This window comes from Marinimicrobium locisalis (genome assembly GCF_039822625.1).
Lineage (GTDB): Bacteria > Pseudomonadota > Gammaproteobacteria > Pseudomonadales > Cellvibrionaceae > Marinimicrobium > Marinimicrobium locisalis.
The window spans coordinates 95,395-111,372 of sequence record NZ_JBDLLG010000005.1 but is presented as its reverse complement, the minus strand read 5'-3'; the positions used below and the strand labels follow the sequence as shown (position 1 = coordinate 111,372).

Below are 15,978 nucleotides of genomic sequence, written 5' to 3'. Positions count from 1 at the left end.
GCGGCTATGACGCATGAGCTTAATGTCATATTGTTGGTGATCGCGGGCAGCGCGTTGTTACTGGGCCTGGTGTCAAAGTTTCTCAAGCGTGTGGGCCTGCCGGATGCGGTGACCTTGCTCCTGCTCGGAGTGGCGTTGGGCCCCGTGGGCCTGGGCTGGTTGAATCCAGAATCCTGGGGAAAGCCCATGATGATTCTGGAGCAAGTGGCCCGGCTGGCCCTGGCCATCGGCCTTATGGACATTGCACTGCGGCTTCCCAAAAACTATGTGTTCTCCCATTGGCGGGGCCTGGCTCTGGTGCTCGGGGTGGGCATGCCATTTATGTGGCTGAGTAGCAGCGCCTTGGTGGGTGGGCTGTTGGGGCTATCCGCCGGTACCGCGTTGCTTATCGGTGCGGTGGTCACACCGACGGACCCGGTGGTGGCTTCCGCCATGGTGAGCGGCCCCGTGGCCGAAAAAACCCTGCCAACCCATTTGCGTCGAATTATTTTGGCCGAGTCGGGTGCCAACGACGGCTTGGCTTACATGTTTGTGCTGGGCGCCGCCTTTCTTATCACCTTGCCCTCGGGCGAGTCGCTCACCGCTCATGTGTTGGGCATGATTGTGGGGGATGTCATGTTCGCCTTGCTATTGGGGGGCGTCATCGGTTACCTGGCGGGTTTTGCCTTGCGCAAAGCGGAGTGCAAAGATCTGATGGACCTTCACTCAGTGTTGATGTTTTCCACGGCTCTGGCGTTAAGCACTCTGGCATTGGTAAAGCTATTGGGCAGTGACGGTATTCTCGCGGTTTTTGTGGCGGGGCTCGCGTTTGATCAGCAAGTGGGGGTGTACGAGCGTCGCGAGGAAGAGCACGTCATCGGCGGTTTTGATCGCTTTTTTACCGGGCCTATTTTTATCCTCGTCGGGCTTATGCTCCCCTGGAGTGAATGGGCCGCGCTGGGATGGTCCGGTGTCGGGTTGGCGGTGGGCGTTTTATTGCTGCGTCGCCTGCCGTTGCTATTATTACTGCGCGGGACCTCGCGAGAGCTGCCCAGCCGGCTGGACGGCGCCTTTTCCGGTTGGTTTGGCCCCATCGGAGTGGCGGCGGTTTACTACGCGGCGCTGGCGCACCACAAAACCCACCTTCCCGACGTGTGGCCGGTGGTGAGCTTGCTGGTGGTGGCCTCCGTTTTCGTTCATGGATTAACGGCAGTGCCTTTTTCGCACCTTTACTTATACTTGTACCACCGACTTGAATCTTCTAAACAGTGACGCACCTGTGCCATGGACACGAAACTGGACGCTTTTTCCGACGTTAGTCTGATCCTGCTTCAAAAGAGCCACGCCAAAGCGCTCTTTCAACTCGTCGATAACAATCGTGATTTCCTTCGCCAATGGCTCCCCTGGGTGGACGCGACCGTGGCCCTCTCGGATACGGAGGCATTTTTGGAAGGGATTGTTGAGCAGTACCGCTCCGGGAGGGGTCCTCAATTTGCCGTCTACTGGCGTTCTCGCTTGTGTGGCGTGTGTGGATTCCACGCATTTGATAAGCGGCGTGCCCAAACGGGCAGCGTCGGCTACTGGCTGGCAGAAGAATATGCGGGCCTGGGCATCATGACCCAGGCGGTAAAGGAACTGCTAGAGATCGGTTTCAAAGAGTGCCGCCTCAACCGTATCGAGATCGCCTGTGCCACGGGGAATCACCGCAGTCGTGCCATCCCCCAGCGGCTGGGGTTCTACTACGAGGGGGTGCTGCCGGAGAGGGAGCTTTTGAACGGTCGGCGTGTGGACCATGCGCTGTACACGCTGTTGTTGGAAGAATACTTGAATACCGTTCCCCATCGTTCCTCGCCAAATCCTACTTGAATGGACCGCTGTGTGGTGGCAATCCGCGGGCTTTGTTAGGCTAAGTGCGTTTTCTTAACTGACCACATGAGGTTCTCCAATGGATCAACAGACCCGAACTGAAGTCGAGGCGGCCGCGTTTCGTCGGCTGGTAGCGCATTTGGATAAACGAAAGGATGTGCAGAATATCGACCTGATGGACTTGGCCGGCTTTTGTCGCAACTGCCTGAGCCGGTGGTATATGGAAGCGGCGAATGAGAAGGGGGTGGAGCTGGACAAGAACACCGCGCGGGAGATTATTTACGGCATGCCTTACTCGGAATGGAAAGAGCGGTATCAGACTTCCCGGTAATAATCGGAGGGTAAGTGTAAAAAAGGGGGGAAGGAGCCTCCTTGCTCCAGTGTTACTTGGCTTACCAATCAGCCCCGCGAACGGGGCCGACGGTTAGGCACGGACTCTTATGAGCCGTCCCACAAGCGGATCAGCATGTTCCACTTCTCCTGCTCGAAGCCTTCCCAGGTGCCCCACTCCTCTGTGTTGGAGACCGGATCGTAAGCGTGCTCGTACAGACCACCGGTGTCCTCGGATTCGGGGTTGGTGGACCAGTAGCAGCCTTCGATGTTTTTCTCGATCATGTAATCGACCAGTGTGTTCTGCCACTCCATGTCGATACCAGCCTCTACGTGGCTCCAAGCTTCGCGATGACGGGGCGGAGCATCGGCAGGCCAGTTAGAGTGGCCACCAAACTCACCGATAACCATGGCATAGCCTTGGTCGGCCAGATAACCGAAGTGCTCATCCCAGCCAGCTTCCAGGCGCTGTGGATCAATCACAATGTTACAGCCAGCTTCGGCCGCTTCGATGTCTTCCAGGCCTTCACACTCGGGCTGAGCCGGATCCATGAACTGCTTCTGGACGAATACGGACGGGCCGTAGGTGTGCGGCGACAGAATCAGACGCTCTTTGGGGATATCCAGAGGTGCGTCGGCGAACGGATAGAAGTTCTCGCCCCAGTTGGGGTTGGAGTCTTCTGAACCATGGGGTACTTCTTCGCCTGCAGAGGTTCCGCCAGCAATACCTTCAACCATGACCAAGACATCGGAGTTGACTTCGTCGATCGCCTGATAGGCTTTCTCAGAGAGGTCTTTCCACTCGGCCCAGGTGTAGTCCCAGGGTTCGTTGAAGATGTCGATGGCCATGATGTTGTCAACGCCCAACTGCTCTGACAGACCGGCGATTTCGCGCAGGTCTTCCAGCCACAGCTCTTCGTTGTACAGGTCAACCTGAACGTCTGGATCATCTACCGGGCCGCAAGAATAGCCCTCGCGCTTGAACTCATAGTTTTCACGCTCGGCATCCGCGTAGGGAGGCGTGGCATCCAGACGACCGGCGCGCCAGCCCACGTAGTTGGAGCAGGAGTGGATGTCGATGATCACGTTGATGTTGTTCTCGTCGGCCTGGACGATGAAGTCTTCCAGCGCTTGACGGGCATTTTCCTGCTGGACTGAAGGATGGTTCTTCAGTACACCGCCTTCACGCACATCACCGGTACCTTGAGGATCGTTCGGGTCCAGAGTCTGCGGAGCGATGGGCAGACGGATGGTGTTGATACCTTGGGCGGTAATCTCATCCATGGTCTGCTGAATGGTGCGACCGGAGTCAACCCACCACATGTTGCCTACATAAAGCTCCATGGGTGCGCCGTCTGGGTTGTTTTCGGCGTCAACCGGCTCGTGCTGACCTTCCAGACCGAACCAAGCGGAGCACTGTACCGGATACCGCTCACCGTTCTGGGTGATGTTGCCGGACTCATCGACACGGAAGATACCGTCGGTGGTGTCGGGGCTGCTGGAGCTGGAAGCAGAGGAGCCAACGGACGAAGCGACAGAAGAGGCAACAGAGGACGCGACGGAAGACGCAACCGAGGATACCGCGGAAGAAGCCACAGAAGAAGCAACGCTGGATTGCTGCGAGCTGGACTGGCTGCCGCCAACGATGCCGTAAGGCGCGGGCTGCGAGCTACAAGTGGTGCGGGCGACACAGCTCTGACCGTTCTCGTAACCCCAGCCGCTGTTGGCATCTTCACACAGCGGAGTCAAAGTGCCGTACCAGTCACACTGCTGGTTTCCCTGGGGAGCGCTGCTGCTGGCCACTGAGCTGCTGGAGCTGCTTGCGGGTTCGCTTGAAGTGCCACCGCCGGAGCAGACATCGCCGGTAACGGTTGGGGTTTCAACGCTACCGTTAGTGTTGAGTTGCATACCGAACTCAACGCTCTGGCCCGGCTGAATGGTGCCGTTCCAGCCCATGTCACTTGCGGTGTAGGGGTTGCTACCAGAGAGTTCGGCGTTCCAGCTGCTGGTCACTTGGTTGTTGTTGTAAGACCAGCTTACATCCCAACCGTTGATAGCGCTGTTGCCGTTGTTGGTAATACGGATGGCAGCGGTGGCGCCACTGCCCCACTCGTTGCTTACGACATATTCACAGCTCGCCGACTGCGCGGCGGCACCCTGACCGACCGCTGCCAGGCCCAAGCCCAGCATGGCGGCGTATATGCCATTGCCTTTCAACTTTTTGTTTATCATTTGTGATTATCTCCTGGTGTTGCTGAATTGAAGACACTCAATGCGCTCACTATTGTTATATAACGCGACAAAGTGTCGACGCTTGTGTCACTTTCGGCGTTAATCCGAAAGGCGGCGATAATGGTAGCTCATATTGTTAAAGTTAAAAGGACTGTATCGCGAGAGTTTGATCTGCTACTTTTTTTAATGATTTATCGCTTTTAAAACATGGCGTTGTTATTAAGAAAAATACAAAAAGTCGTCAAAAAACACTTATGAAAAACGAGAAATGTGACACTTTTTAGGGAAAGGGAGGAAAAGCACATTAGGTGTGGCGCCTATTAATTCATTCTAAGACTGATTTGAAATGATCATTTGTCGCTTAATTTCAGTTTGCAATGATAAGTGACGAAACTATTTCGTGTTAATCCACATTTTAAGGTCGGGGTTTTGAATGTTAAGCCAGAATGGTGAAAACTGAAGGCGCTTCGAAGCGCCGGCGGCGCGAAAGGTAGAGAAGAATTAGAGAACTAAGAGAAGGGCGAGAAGAGCGCTAGTGGTTCCAGATGCGATAGAGCGTCCTGCAGGGGCGAACGTTATAGGGCATCTACTGGCGCACTTCGAAAGCGCTGCCGCTTTCGGGGGCAGCGGGTTTAACGTCCACCTGCGTCACCGATGCCCCCTCTGGCCCTTCCCATAGCCAGCCCTCGAACGCATCCAGGGCGTCCATATCGCCTTCGGCGAACGCTTCTACGCGCCCGTCCGGCAGATTTCGAACCCAGCCGGTGAGGCTGAGCGCTTGGGCTTTTTGCTGGGTGCTGGCTCGGTAGCAAACGCCTTGCACCACTCCCTCAATGATAAACCGTCTGGCGTGTTTCATTGCGCGCTCCTACTGGGTTGTTGCGCTAGCTCCGGGGCTAGCTCGCCGGGAAGCACCGGCTGGTAAAAGTTGCCAAATAGGGACGGGATAAGAATTTTCCGCTCGCCAGTGGCTTCCGCCAGCTCGGTGTCCTTCCAGGGAACAATGTAAAGCAACTTTGGCAGTTCTTTATTGGCCTTGATGGTGGTGGCGTCCATCTCGATTTCGATGCGCGGGACCTGCTGGGCCTGGGCGCTCGCACCCAGTAGCAACAACAAGGCTAATGATGTCGTTCTCACTTAACCTCCTTGGCGCTCAAGCGCGCTTTGTAACTGTCGCACCCACTGAGCGGTGCGTTCATCGTCTTCGACCAGGGCCAGATACGCTTCATAGTGTTCTATAGCAGAGCGTAAATCCTGATAGTAGGTGTCGTAAAGCAGGGCAACGTTGTAATGAGCGTCAGCGGAATTGGCATTGTGTTTCAACGCCTCTTCGAAGTGCCGTTCCGCGGCTTCAACCTCGGCGCGCTTGAGGGCCAGGGTGCCGGCCAGATTGTGGGCGGAGGCCAGCGCCGGATTCAGCGTCAGGGCATTTTCAAGGGCTTTTTCCGCCTGCGGGCCATGATCGGTGTGGTAATAGGCGGTGGCCAGGTGGGCCCACAGTTCGGCACGACCGGGGCGCTGCTCCACCAGTCGTTGCAGCTGCTCGGCGGCTTTGGGGTAATCGCCATTGTGCCCGTGGCGCAGCGCTTGTTGGTACAAATGCCGTTGGGGGTCGGTTAGCGATGTGGTATCGCTTTCCGCGCCGGCAGGCAAGTTGCCGGTGGTTGGGGTTTGGCTACAGGCTCCGAGCAACAGTGCCGCGATAGCCATAGCCGCAACCCGCCCTCGGAATAAGGGGGTAACCTTCATGGTTGTGTCTCCCGCTCTTGCGCCGCCAGCGATGCGGTATCCCGGCGGCTTTGGTCTTCACTCACACTAAACCGGGCCTTGGGTTCGCGGGCATAGCGCACCGGGAACAAGACGGCTAACCGTTCGCGGCTCTGCACCATCCATTCGTTGAAACCCTCCGCCCGGGCGCGCTTGAGGTTGCGCTCATAGAATTCAATGGCCTTGTCCTCAAAGGGGAAGGCGCGGTCTTCCAGCAAAATGTCATACTGAATCAACGCCTCACCGCTCAACTCCGTCGGTCGATCCGACTCCAGTAACGCTCGGGCCAGCGTTTCGTAAATGCGGCCAATCCGGTGGGTGGCCTCGGAGGTGATATCACCCAAACCATAGGAGGCGGCCTGGGCATATCGCTCAATGGCGCTCTGCATATGCTCGGTCTTTTGGGCAAGGCTGTTTTCCAGTGGCAAGGAAAGGGCGGTCTCGTCGTACTGCTCGTGATGGCTGCGCCCCAAGCTCAGCGCCGCACTTGCCGCGAGCCGGCGGGTTCGAGCCGATTTATCGCTCTCGGGTTGCTGGCGGTCCCGGCTCAGCAGCTTACGCTCCCAGAACTGTCGCTTCTCCGGCTCTGCGGTTTGCTCATACAGACCAATTAGCTGGTGCATCGCCTCTGCGTTTTGCGGGTAGGGCGTGGGGTAGCTGTGGGCGTAACGGCGGAAGGCGTTGATGGCGCCCTCCAGGTCTTCCTCCTCCAAGTACAACTGGGCGGCTTTCCACTGGGCGGCACGCTGGGCCGTGGCATCTTTTTCCGAACCGGCGAGCTTTTCGTATTGGCGGGCGGCCGCTTCCGTTTGGCCACTGGCGATATAAGCGCTGCTTAGCTGACGTTCGGCATCGGCGCGCAAGGGGTGCTCGGGATAAACGGACTGGAAGCGTTGGATCAACCCGATGGTCAACTCCCATTCCTGCTGCTCGGCGGCCAGAGTCAGCGCATTGTATAACCCTTTGGGCGCGTTGTCGGTATTGGGGTCCTGCTCGTGGATGCGCCGGTAGTGGCGGATGGCTTCTTGCCAGGCCTGTTCTTCTTCGGCCTTTTCCGCCTGCCGGTAGACGCTGAGCGCGCGTTGCTGCCGAGTTTGCCGGCGGGTAGTCTCGGGTAACGAGTCCAGGGCGAGAAACTGCCCGGCGGTTTGTTCGGCCTCGGCGTAGTCGGCCTTGTTCAACTGACTTTGCAGCACCAGCGAGTAGGCTTCGGCCCGCGTGTCGGTATCGGTCATGGCATATTGAGCGAGCGAGATGGCCGTCTCGTGCTGTTCGGCTTGATAGGCATATTGCGCAGCGCTGAGGGCGATCGTGGGAGTACGCTCGTCGTTCGGGTAAAGCCGTGCAAAGGCCTCGGCGTAGCGGCTGTAGTCGTCGGTCCACCGTTCCGGGGAACGGTCGGCCAGGGTGTTCAGCAGCGCCAGCGCTGCGTAGGCCGCTTCCGGGTCCAGAATCACGGAGCCGTCGAAGGCCGCCCGGCGGTATTGCTGGAAGGCGGCTTCTACATGGTCGGCCTCTGCCAATAAATCACCGTAGGCCAGAGCGATGCCATCCTGCTGCGCGTAGCCGTCGAAATGCTCCAGGTAGCGTTCATACCATTGCTGTGCCTGCTCGAAGTGGTGGGTTTCGCCGCTGTCCTGATAGAGGGCGTGGTGATGGCGAGCGGCGCTTTTCCAGTGTTGGCGCAACTGCGTGCGGCTCTGCTCGGCGGCGGCCGAGTGAGATGCGGCGCTCGGCTGTTGGCGATAGCTCTGGTACAGCTGTTCGGTGGCCGCGATGGCCTGTTGCGAGAATCCCCCCTCGCGCCAGAGTGCCACCATTTTGGAGCGTGCCCGGAGGGCTACCCACGGGTCGGGGTCGGTTTCCAGCAGATGCTGCCATTGGGCGACCGCATCGGAGGTCCGCCCCTGGCCGCGCAAGAGGGCACTGGCGGCCCGGTAGGGCGCGTACCAATCTTCGACACCGTGTTTGCGGAAAAGCTCGCTCACCATCGTGGGGGAGGGAGCGTCGATCATGGCCAGGGCCAGTGAGCGGTAGTACTCTTCGTAGATGACCCGGTCCTCGTCGCTCAGCGGTGTCTCGCTCAGCTGCGCGGCACTGGGGAAGGCCTGGGAGTGAATGACCGCGATAAAATCTTCCAGCGCCGGTTCGCTCAGCGATTGTTTGTACCGTGCCCAGCCGCGCTTGAACAAGGCGCGCTCGTGAAAGCTTGTGTCGCGGCTGCCGTGCAGCGCGGCGGTATAGGCGATTTCGGCGGCCAGGTAGTCGCCCCGACTAAAGGCGGACTCCGCCAGGCGAAACTGGGCCTCGGCATACAGGGGGGAATCCGGGTGTTGGTTTACCAGCTGTTGCAGAGCGTCCAAGGACTCCTGGTGGTGGCCCAACTCGTCGTGGCTCTTGGCCAGCTGATACCACTTGCGGTCATTGCCCTCGGCGTCGGGGAACTCGTTCAGGGAGCTTTCGAGCAGCTCAATGGTGCGTTCGAGGGTGTCGCGGTACCGGCGGTCCTCCTGGTAGTTGTCCTGGTCGCTCCAGCGCAGGCTTTCCTTGAGCTCCAAGTCGGCCAACCGGGCCATGGCCTGGTTGCGTGCCCGGTCGCTGTCCGGTGCCGACTGCAGAAACTGGTAATAGGCGGCCTTGGCGTCGGTGCTGTCGACGCTGCCGGCCAGAGCCTTGTTGGAAGCCGTGGCCGAGACTCGCGAGGCTTTATCCAGCTCCGCCAGCGTGGCCCGCTTGGGCGCCTGGTGGCTGCAGCCGGCCGTGGTCGCGATCAGGGTCAGGGTCGCGATGGAAAGTGAGAATTTATTGCCGATCATAAATTGTGGCAAGCCCGTACTGACTTTGGTTCAGGTAGGTATGAATCTGTTCACGCCGCTCCCTGAGCGTCGGGTTTGAGCGGTTGCCCTCCAGTTGTCGGTCAATGGTTTGAAGCTGCGCTTGATAATGCAGCAGCGCTTCCTGGTAGCTGGCCTGGGCCAGCGTCAGGCGGTTCATTTGGTCGTAGGTAAAGGCCACCAAAAAGGGGCCCCCCGGCAACGCCGGGTGGTCCAGTTGCTTGAGCTGATGAAACGCGTTTAACGCCCCGTCGTAGTCCCGCAGGTGCAAAGCGCTCAAGCCGATGCCGCGCCAGGCGAAGGCCACATAGCGGCTATCCTGGTCCATGGTGCCGAACGTTTCCCGGGCATCCCGATAAAACCCTTGCTGCAATTGGGACAACCCCAGCATCATTCGCAGCCGGTTCTTGGCTTCGGGGTCGAGGTTGCCCTCAAGCAGTCGGGTCAGCTCGCGATGGGCGTCGGTCCACCAGTCCTGCTTGAGGTAGGCAATGGCGAGGTTGGTGCGCGCCTCCACATAATGGGGGTCATCCGGCTGGAAGGACTTATACACGTCTATCGCCCGGCGGTGCCGCCCCTGGCGCTGCCAGTTCAGCCCCTGAACCAGGCGCAGATACAGGCGCTGCTCTTCGCTCAGGGCATAGTGTTGCGCAAGCGATGGCAATCGTTCCTCAACGCTGGACCAGTCACCCGCCTCGACGGCCGACCGGATTTTGGCCACGCGCTCCTCCAGCCCCCCTCCGGGGGCCGCCAGTATAGGAGCGCTGCAACCGAGCAGCAGCGCGAATCCAAGCCTACGATACTGGTTTTTACTCCATCGTTTCATCGCGAATGCGTCAGCCTTCCAATTGACACTGGAACTGACCCTCGTCGTCGATACTAACGTGTACCTTGGTCAGCGGTTCGTCGGACACCATCCGCGCGAGGCACTCGGAGGCCAACTGCGGGAGCAGTGTCCGGGTCAGAATGTTTTCAATATTACGCGCGCCGGTATCCACTTCCTGGCTGCGGGCGACAATGTGAAGGAGCACATCATCATCGTAGCTGAACGCGGCGTTGTAGTGCTCGCGCATACGCCGACGGATTTTTTCCATGTTAATGGAACAGATGCGCATCAGGTCTTCATCGCCGAGCGGGTAATAGGGCACGATGGTGGTTCGGCCCAAAAACGCGGGTTTAAAGTGGTTCAGCAACTGCGGGCGGAAGTTATCCAGCAACACCTCCGGTTCAATGGGTTCCTCCTGGGACTGACACAGCGCTCGAATGTGCTCTTCGCCCGCGTTGGAGGTCATGATAATGACTGTGTTGCGGAAATCGATATCCCGGCCTTCCCCATCTTTGATGGTGCCTTTATCGAACAGGTTGTAGAACACATCCTGAACGCCCGTGTGAGCCTTCTCCATTTCATCCAGTAGGATCACGCTATAAGGCTTGCGCCGAACCGCTTCGGTCAATACGCCGCCCTCGCCGTAACCCACATAACCGGGAGGAGAGCCCAGCAGCATGGAGACTTTGTGCTCTTCCTTGAACTCGGACATATTGATTACGGTGAGGTTGTGCTCGCCGCCGTACAGAGTGTCGGCCAGAGCCAGGGCGGTTTCGGTTTTACCCACCCCGCTGGGGCCGACCATAAAGAACACACCGATGGGCTTGCGCGGGTCGGTCAGTCCGGCGCGGGCGGTGCGAATGCTCTGGGCAATGGCCTCCAGAGCGTGGTCCTGGCCGATGACCCGTTCGCTCAGGGTATCGCTCAATTTCAGAACCGACTGAATTTCATCCGCCAGCATTTTACCCAGGGGAATGCCGGTCCAGTTGGCCACCACTTCGGCGATGGCCTGGCCGTCCACATGCACTTTGATCATGGGCGTATCGCCCTGGCATTCGGCCAACTGACTCAGCAGGCCCCGCAACTCTTCACGGGCGTGCTCTGAAGAGGGGGCCTGGTCCTGGGAGTCGTCGGAACTTTCCTCGGCGATGCCTTCGAGTGCTTCGTCGTGGGCCGCTTCAATGTCTTTTTGCAGGCGGTTGATCGACTGCACCAGCTCCTGTTCTGTTTGCCACTGTTGTTGCTGAGTTTCCAGCAGGCTTTCCAGTGCGGTTTGGCGTTCCTGCAACTGGTCAATGCGCTCCTGACAGTTGCCCAGCGCGGCATTCTCCCGAGTGAGGTTGCTCAGGGTCGCGGCAATCTGCTCCAGCTCCCGGCGGGTGTCTTCAATCGGGGCGGGCGTGGCGCTTTGACTCAACGCAACGCGGGCGCAGGCCGTGTCCAACAAACTGACGGACTTGTCCGGCAGTTGGCGCCCGGGCATATAGCGACTGGACAGACGGACGGACTCGACAATGGCCTCATCCATAATACGCACGCCATGGTGCGCCTGAAGCATGCCACCGATGGCGCGCATCATATCGATGGCCTTGGCCTCGTCCGGCTCTTCGACTTTGACCACCTGAAAGCGACGGGTCAGCGCCGGGTCACGCTCGAAGTACTTCTTGTATTCGGCCCAAGTGGTGGCGGCAATGGTGCGCAGCTCGCCCCGCGCCAGTGCCGGCTTGAGCAGGTTGGCCGCATCGCCCTGGCCTTCCTTGCCGCCGGCGCCGATCATGGTGTGGGCCTCATCGATAAACAGAATGATGGGCTGCGGGGAGGCCTTAACCTCCGCGATGACGGATTTGAGACGATTTTCAAACTCGCCCTTCACGCTGGCCCCGGCCTGCAGCAAGCCCAGGTCCAGGTTGCGTACGGCCACATTTCTCAGAGGTTCGGGCACATCGCCGTTGGCAATGCGCAGGGCGAAGCCCTCCACCACGGCGGTTTTACCCACGCCGGCTTCACCGGTCAAAATCGGGTTGTTCTGGCGGCGGCGAATCAAAATGTCCACGATTTGTCGCACTTCCTGGTCCCGACCCCATACCGGATCGATCTTCCCGTCTTTGGCGGCCTGGGTCAGGTTGACCGTGTATTTGTCCAGGCAGGGGGTGCTACTGGCCTGGGCTTGCGTTTGCGGATCGGCGTCCGAATCGGTGGCGGCGCTTTGCTGTTCGGATTCGGCGGTGGTGCCCACCACGGCCTTGACCAGCTCCCGAACGGACTCCGGCGGCACGGTCTCCAGCTCGCGGCAACTGGCCACGGCGGACCGACGCAGTGTGTCGTCCATCAGCAGTGCCGCCAGTAAATGGGCGCTGGTGACTTGCGGGTGGCCGTACTCCACCGAGGCCAATACCCAGGCGTGCTTGGCCAGCTCCACCACGTTTTGGGCCAAAGCCGGGGGGCGGGTGCTGCCGTTTTTGAGACGGTCCAGTTCGCGGTTAAAGTGGGTGATCAGCGTATCGGGCGAGAGCTCGAACTTCTCCAGTATGGCCTGGGCGTCGGTGTCGTTCACCTCGAGCAGTTTGACCCACCAGTGTTCCACTTCCACATTGTAGTGGCCTCGGGACAGGCACAGCCCCGCGGCGCCTTCCAGCGCGTTGCGAGTGGTGTTGTTCAGCTTTTTGACCAGTGATTTCAAGTCCAGGGTGATCATTTAAGGCTCCTTGGTTAGGCCGCGTCGCGGTCGGTTCCATTGGCGGTTGAGTTCAGAGAAGAATCATTTCCGGTGGACCCGGAAACGGGAATTTTGAGCGTCTCCTCCGAAGAGGGCGCTCGATAAATGCTTTGTGGCAGCCGACTGTCCCAGCCCAGCCGCGAGGGGGCGCCTCCGCCCAGGGCCATATCGCGGGGCAGAGCGCTGGTTTTTACATCCAGCGTAATATCAAACTGGTTGTCCACGCCCAGGTAAAGTGAGCTCAGCTCGTTGAGTGCCTTCAGTGCCCGGCTGCCCGGGGCAAACCGTTGATACTGTGTTTGGTCCAGTGGCCCAATGGTCAGGTCGACTTTGTTTTGCGCCAGCCAGGATTTTTGTCCCAGCAGCGTGCTTCGGCCGAGGCAATTGTTTTGTCCCTTGGGTTCGGTGAGCGTCGGCAAGCGACAACGCATGCTGGGCAGCACGTCGCACCAGGTGCCGGAAAATTCGGTCACCTTGGCGGGCACCCGAAAATACCCGCGAACCATCTGTTCCAGGTTGCTGGCGGTTTTCACTTGTTGACTGAGCAACCCGCCGTAATAAATCAACGCCTCGGCCGGCAGCTCGCCCGAGTCTCTTAGCAGGCGGGGTGACAGCCCGAGCAAGGAGAGCAAAACTTCGGTGTGTCGGTCAATGGTTTTGCCGTGCCCGCGGTGTCGGCGTGCCCGCTCATACTCCAGGGGCAGTTTGTATTTGCTGGCGGCGCGCCAGTAAAGGCTGGCGCTGCGGTGGTTGAACAGGTCCAGGAAGCGCGCCAGTGCCGGGTCTTTTGCTTTTTGCCGCTCCAGCAATAGCTCCGTGTAGTGAAAGGGCAGGGGGCCGACGGCGCCGTCCAGGCCAAAGGCATTGCACTGCAGCGTCCACTGTTCATTGTGGTACTGCAGGTCGGTGGCCTCGGCGGCCGGAAAGCTCAAACTGTGCTGACTTCTCAGCCGCACCGCCTCCTGGCCGGGTGGGCGAAAATCCACGGCTGGGGCCACGGTGGCCAGGCGGTGTTCCCGGGTGTCCTCACGGCCTTCCGCGTGGTGGGTTTCCAGCAAACGCAAGATTTGCAGAAACGAAAAGTCTTCCGGCGCGGCTTTGAGCTGATCAATTACAGACATTGTCGGCCTCCCGCTCGAATGGGACACCGCTTATAGAAACCGTCGTGACCCTTGCGTCGAATCAGCACCTGACTAAAGGAGTTGATGGAGCAGTAGAGTGCAAAAAAGTGCTCTACCACCTGGGTAAACAAGCACAGGCTAATGCCCGAGAGCATGCGATCATCGACCGTCAAGGTCACTTCCATTCCTCGGCAGAGGGTGGGACGACCGGCAATATGCAGAGGCGCATTCACCGGGCGAATCTGAAGGTCGACAATCGCCTCCACCAATGACCGGTGCGCCGAGGTTTGTTTGAAGTCGTACAGGCGCAACATTTCCTGTAGCGCTTGCTTGGCATCGGGCCCACTCAATGAACGTTGGTTGAGCTGCAGGTGGGACAGCAGCCGCCACCGGGCGCTGTTGCCCAACGGCGGACGAATGGTCTCGGTGGGCTGGGTCAAGCAGCGGATGGATTTGCTGGGTGGGCTGCCATCGGCACACTGAAGCTGCGGTTCCTTGCTGTTGAACGGCAGACGCGCCGGCTGGTCCCGGTTGCTGCATGTGGTCTGAACCATGAGCGTTTTTTCCCGGGCGACGCTGGGGGCAAAGTCCAGGTCCACCAGACTCAGATACACGTCGGTGCCATCGTCGCGTTGGCTCGCTTTAAGTTTGGCATGGCGGCGCTGAGCAAACCAGAACGTCTGGTCCTGATGATAGTCCCGGTCGTGATTCAGACCGTAAAAAGGGCGGTACTCGGCGCTTTTCCCGTAGGCATCGGCGGCGATTACTTGATCGACCGAATAGATTTCAAAGCCGGCGGGGCGGCGAACATCCGGTAGAATCTGGTATTCGTACTGGCGGTGGTCCAGCTCAATTGGGTCGGCTTGGTGCTCGAACAGGTTGACCGCCGGCGTCGCTCCCATTACGAAGTTCCGGGCCCGCACGTGGTGTTCCAGTTCGACATCAGCTTCGCGTAAGTACAGGTAGAGTTCCAGCGCGGGCAGCTCGGGAGAAAGCCGGCTCAAATCGATACCCTCGATATCGATAAACAGAAACTTTTCCGGAAAGGCGAAGTACTCCGTCAACAACCGGAAGCCGATAAAGGCGTTGTCGGGGTACGGGAGAAGCCCCTCGTCCGGCTCGAACCCCACGGGGTGAATGGCGTCGGCCCCTAGAAACACCGGGTGAGAGCCGCCATCGCTGAGTACGACGTTTTCACACTGGTTGACCAAAAGTTCGTACAGCGGATGGATATGCTGGGATTGCCCTTTCAGATAGAAACGCAGCTTCCCGGGCAAGCCTTCGGCGAGGTTGCCATTCTCAAAGAATGGCTCAAGGCGAAGCTTGAGCACGCTGGCGGCGCCGCGCAGCCGGTCCGAGCCCGGCGTGGCGAAGGGTCGCCCCATCAGTTGGGCTTCGGTCAACCGGGCCGGTACCATTTCAGTGTCATAGCAGGTGGTAAACCGGCACTTTTCGCCCTTGAACGGGCGCGTGTCCAACGCCGTGCCTTTGGGCACCTGAAACGGTGCGTCCAATTGCTCCGGGTCCGGTTCGAACTGCACGATGGTCATGGACGGAATCGGGCGTTGGTAATGCGGGAACATCGTCGTCAGCAGCGCGTCGCTGAATTCCGGAAAGTCATCATCCAGCCGGTGTTGGATGCGGGCGTTAAGGTACGCAAAGCTTTCCACCAAGCGGGAGACGTGGGGGTCTTCAATGGTCTCGGAAGAAATGCCCAGTCGGCTGGCGATCTTCGGGTTTTCCTTTGAAAACTCCGCGCCCATCTGCCGGATAAAAGCCAGTTCCCGCTCGTAGTAGGGCAGCAGTTCATCAGCCATGGAGCGACTCCTTCACGTTAACGCTGCGTGAGACCGGCTCGAGAATCGAGTCGAAAACGACACTTTGGGGCGCCGGGTCGGCCCAGAGCACGGCATCAATGCGAAAGCGCAAGGTGCGATCCGTGCCTTCGCGGTTCTCCAGATGCGTAATTTTGACGCTTTTGAAGCGCGGCTCATAGTCGCGCAGGATGCGTTCGAGTTCACGCACAAACGCCTGCTTCTTTTCCGGGTTGGAAATATTGACGGTGGCCAGATCGGGGAGGCCGTAATTGAGCAGTGAGTGCTCCAGCTCGGTCAGCTCCTCGGGCGGGGAAACCATGCAGTAGCGGCTGTTGAGCAGGCTTTCCAGGTCCCGGCGCACGCTCTGGCGCAGGTCGGTCAGGTACTGGTGGCGGCCCAGTGGCGGCTCCCGCGTCGCTTCCGGTTCATGGTCGATCAGTCGGTCGAGAATGGACGGCCGTAGCTGTTTGGTTTTCTCTACATAGCTCAT

General features: G+C 59.1%; 13 protein-coding genes. 3 read left to right on the top strand and 10 right to left on the bottom strand.

Annotated elements, in window-relative coordinates; genetic code table 11:
• The first annotated feature begins 6 nt into the window (after window positions 1-6).
• The 3 genes from AAE514_RS05130 to AAE514_RS05120 all read left to right on the top strand — a co-directional run bounded on the left by AAE514_RS05130 (window position 7) and on the right by AAE514_RS05120 (window position 2,176).
• Window positions 7-1,251, top strand: a complete 1,245-nt coding sequence (locus AAE514_RS05130; protein WP_347330443.1) for a cation:proton antiporter domain-containing protein — start codon at window positions 7-9, stop codon at window positions 1,249-1,251.
• A 12-nt stretch (window positions 1,252-1,263) separates the two neighbouring features.
• Complete coding sequence (locus AAE514_RS05125; RefSeq protein WP_347330442.1) at window positions 1,264-1,845, top strand: GNAT family N-acetyltransferase; 582 nt, start codon at window positions 1,264-1,266, stop codon at window positions 1,843-1,845.
• Window positions 1,846-1,924: 79 nt separating this feature from the next.
• Window positions 1,925-2,176, top strand: a complete 252-nt coding sequence (locus AAE514_RS05120) for a DUF1244 domain-containing protein (RefSeq protein WP_347330441.1) — start codon at window positions 1,925-1,927, stop codon at window positions 2,174-2,176.
• Between the two features lie 107 nt (window positions 2,177-2,283).
• Here AAE514_RS05120 and AAE514_RS05115 read toward each other — a convergent pair whose 3' ends face one another.
• The 10 genes from AAE514_RS05115 to tssE form a co-directional block, all read right to left on the bottom strand.
• On the bottom strand, window positions 2,284-4,407 hold the full coding sequence (locus tag AAE514_RS05115) for a cellulase family glycosylhydrolase (RefSeq protein WP_347330440.1): 2,124 nt from the start codon (window positions 4,405-4,407) through the stop codon (window positions 2,284-2,286).
• 586 nt (window positions 4,408-4,993) lie between these two features.
• Window positions 4,994-5,266, bottom strand: coding sequence for an acylphosphatase (locus AAE514_RS05110; protein WP_347330439.1), 273 nt, complete (start codon window positions 5,264-5,266; stop codon window positions 4,994-4,996).
• Window positions 5,263-5,544: a hypothetical protein gene (locus AAE514_RS05105; protein WP_347330438.1), complete on the bottom strand. Its 282-nt coding sequence runs from the start codon at window positions 5,542-5,544 to the stop codon at window positions 5,263-5,265. The genes AAE514_RS05110 and AAE514_RS05105 overlap by 4 nt, the downstream gene beginning before the upstream one ends.
• Entirely contained in the window at window positions 5,545-6,156 is a 612-nt protein-coding gene (locus tag AAE514_RS05100) for a tetratricopeptide repeat protein (RefSeq protein WP_347330437.1), read from the bottom strand.
• Window positions 6,153-8,990: a tetratricopeptide repeat protein gene (locus AAE514_RS05095; RefSeq protein WP_347330436.1), complete on the bottom strand. Its 2,838-nt coding sequence runs from the start codon at window positions 8,988-8,990 to the stop codon at window positions 6,153-6,155. Before AAE514_RS05095 ends, AAE514_RS05100 begins: the two co-directional genes overlap by 4 nt.
• The gene (locus AAE514_RS05090; RefSeq protein ID WP_347330435.1) at window positions 8,977-9,729 is read right to left on the bottom strand and encodes a tetratricopeptide repeat protein; all 753 of its coding nucleotides are present in this window, start codon (window positions 9,727-9,729) and stop codon (window positions 8,977-8,979) included. Before AAE514_RS05090 ends, AAE514_RS05095 begins: the two co-directional genes overlap by 14 nt.
• A gap of 115 nt (window positions 9,730-9,844) precedes the next feature.
• Complete coding sequence (gene tssH, locus AAE514_RS05085) at window positions 9,845-12,529, bottom strand: type VI secretion system ATPase TssH (protein ID WP_347330434.1); 2,685 nt, start codon at window positions 12,527-12,529, stop codon at window positions 9,845-9,847.
• Window positions 12,530-12,543: 14 nt separating this feature from the next.
• Window positions 12,544-13,671, bottom strand: a complete 1,128-nt coding sequence (gene tssG / locus AAE514_RS05080; RefSeq protein ID WP_347330433.1) for a type VI secretion system baseplate subunit TssG — start codon at window positions 13,669-13,671, stop codon at window positions 12,544-12,546.
• Entirely contained in the window at window positions 13,662-15,488 is a 1,827-nt protein-coding gene (gene tssF / locus AAE514_RS05075; protein WP_347330432.1) for a type VI secretion system baseplate subunit TssF, read from the bottom strand. The genes tssG and tssF overlap by 10 nt, the downstream gene beginning before the upstream one ends.
• Window positions 15,481-15,978, bottom strand: coding sequence for a type VI secretion system baseplate subunit TssE (gene tssE / locus AAE514_RS05070; RefSeq protein ID WP_347330431.1), 498 nt, complete (start codon window positions 15,976-15,978; stop codon window positions 15,481-15,483). The genes tssF and tssE overlap by 8 nt, the downstream gene beginning before the upstream one ends.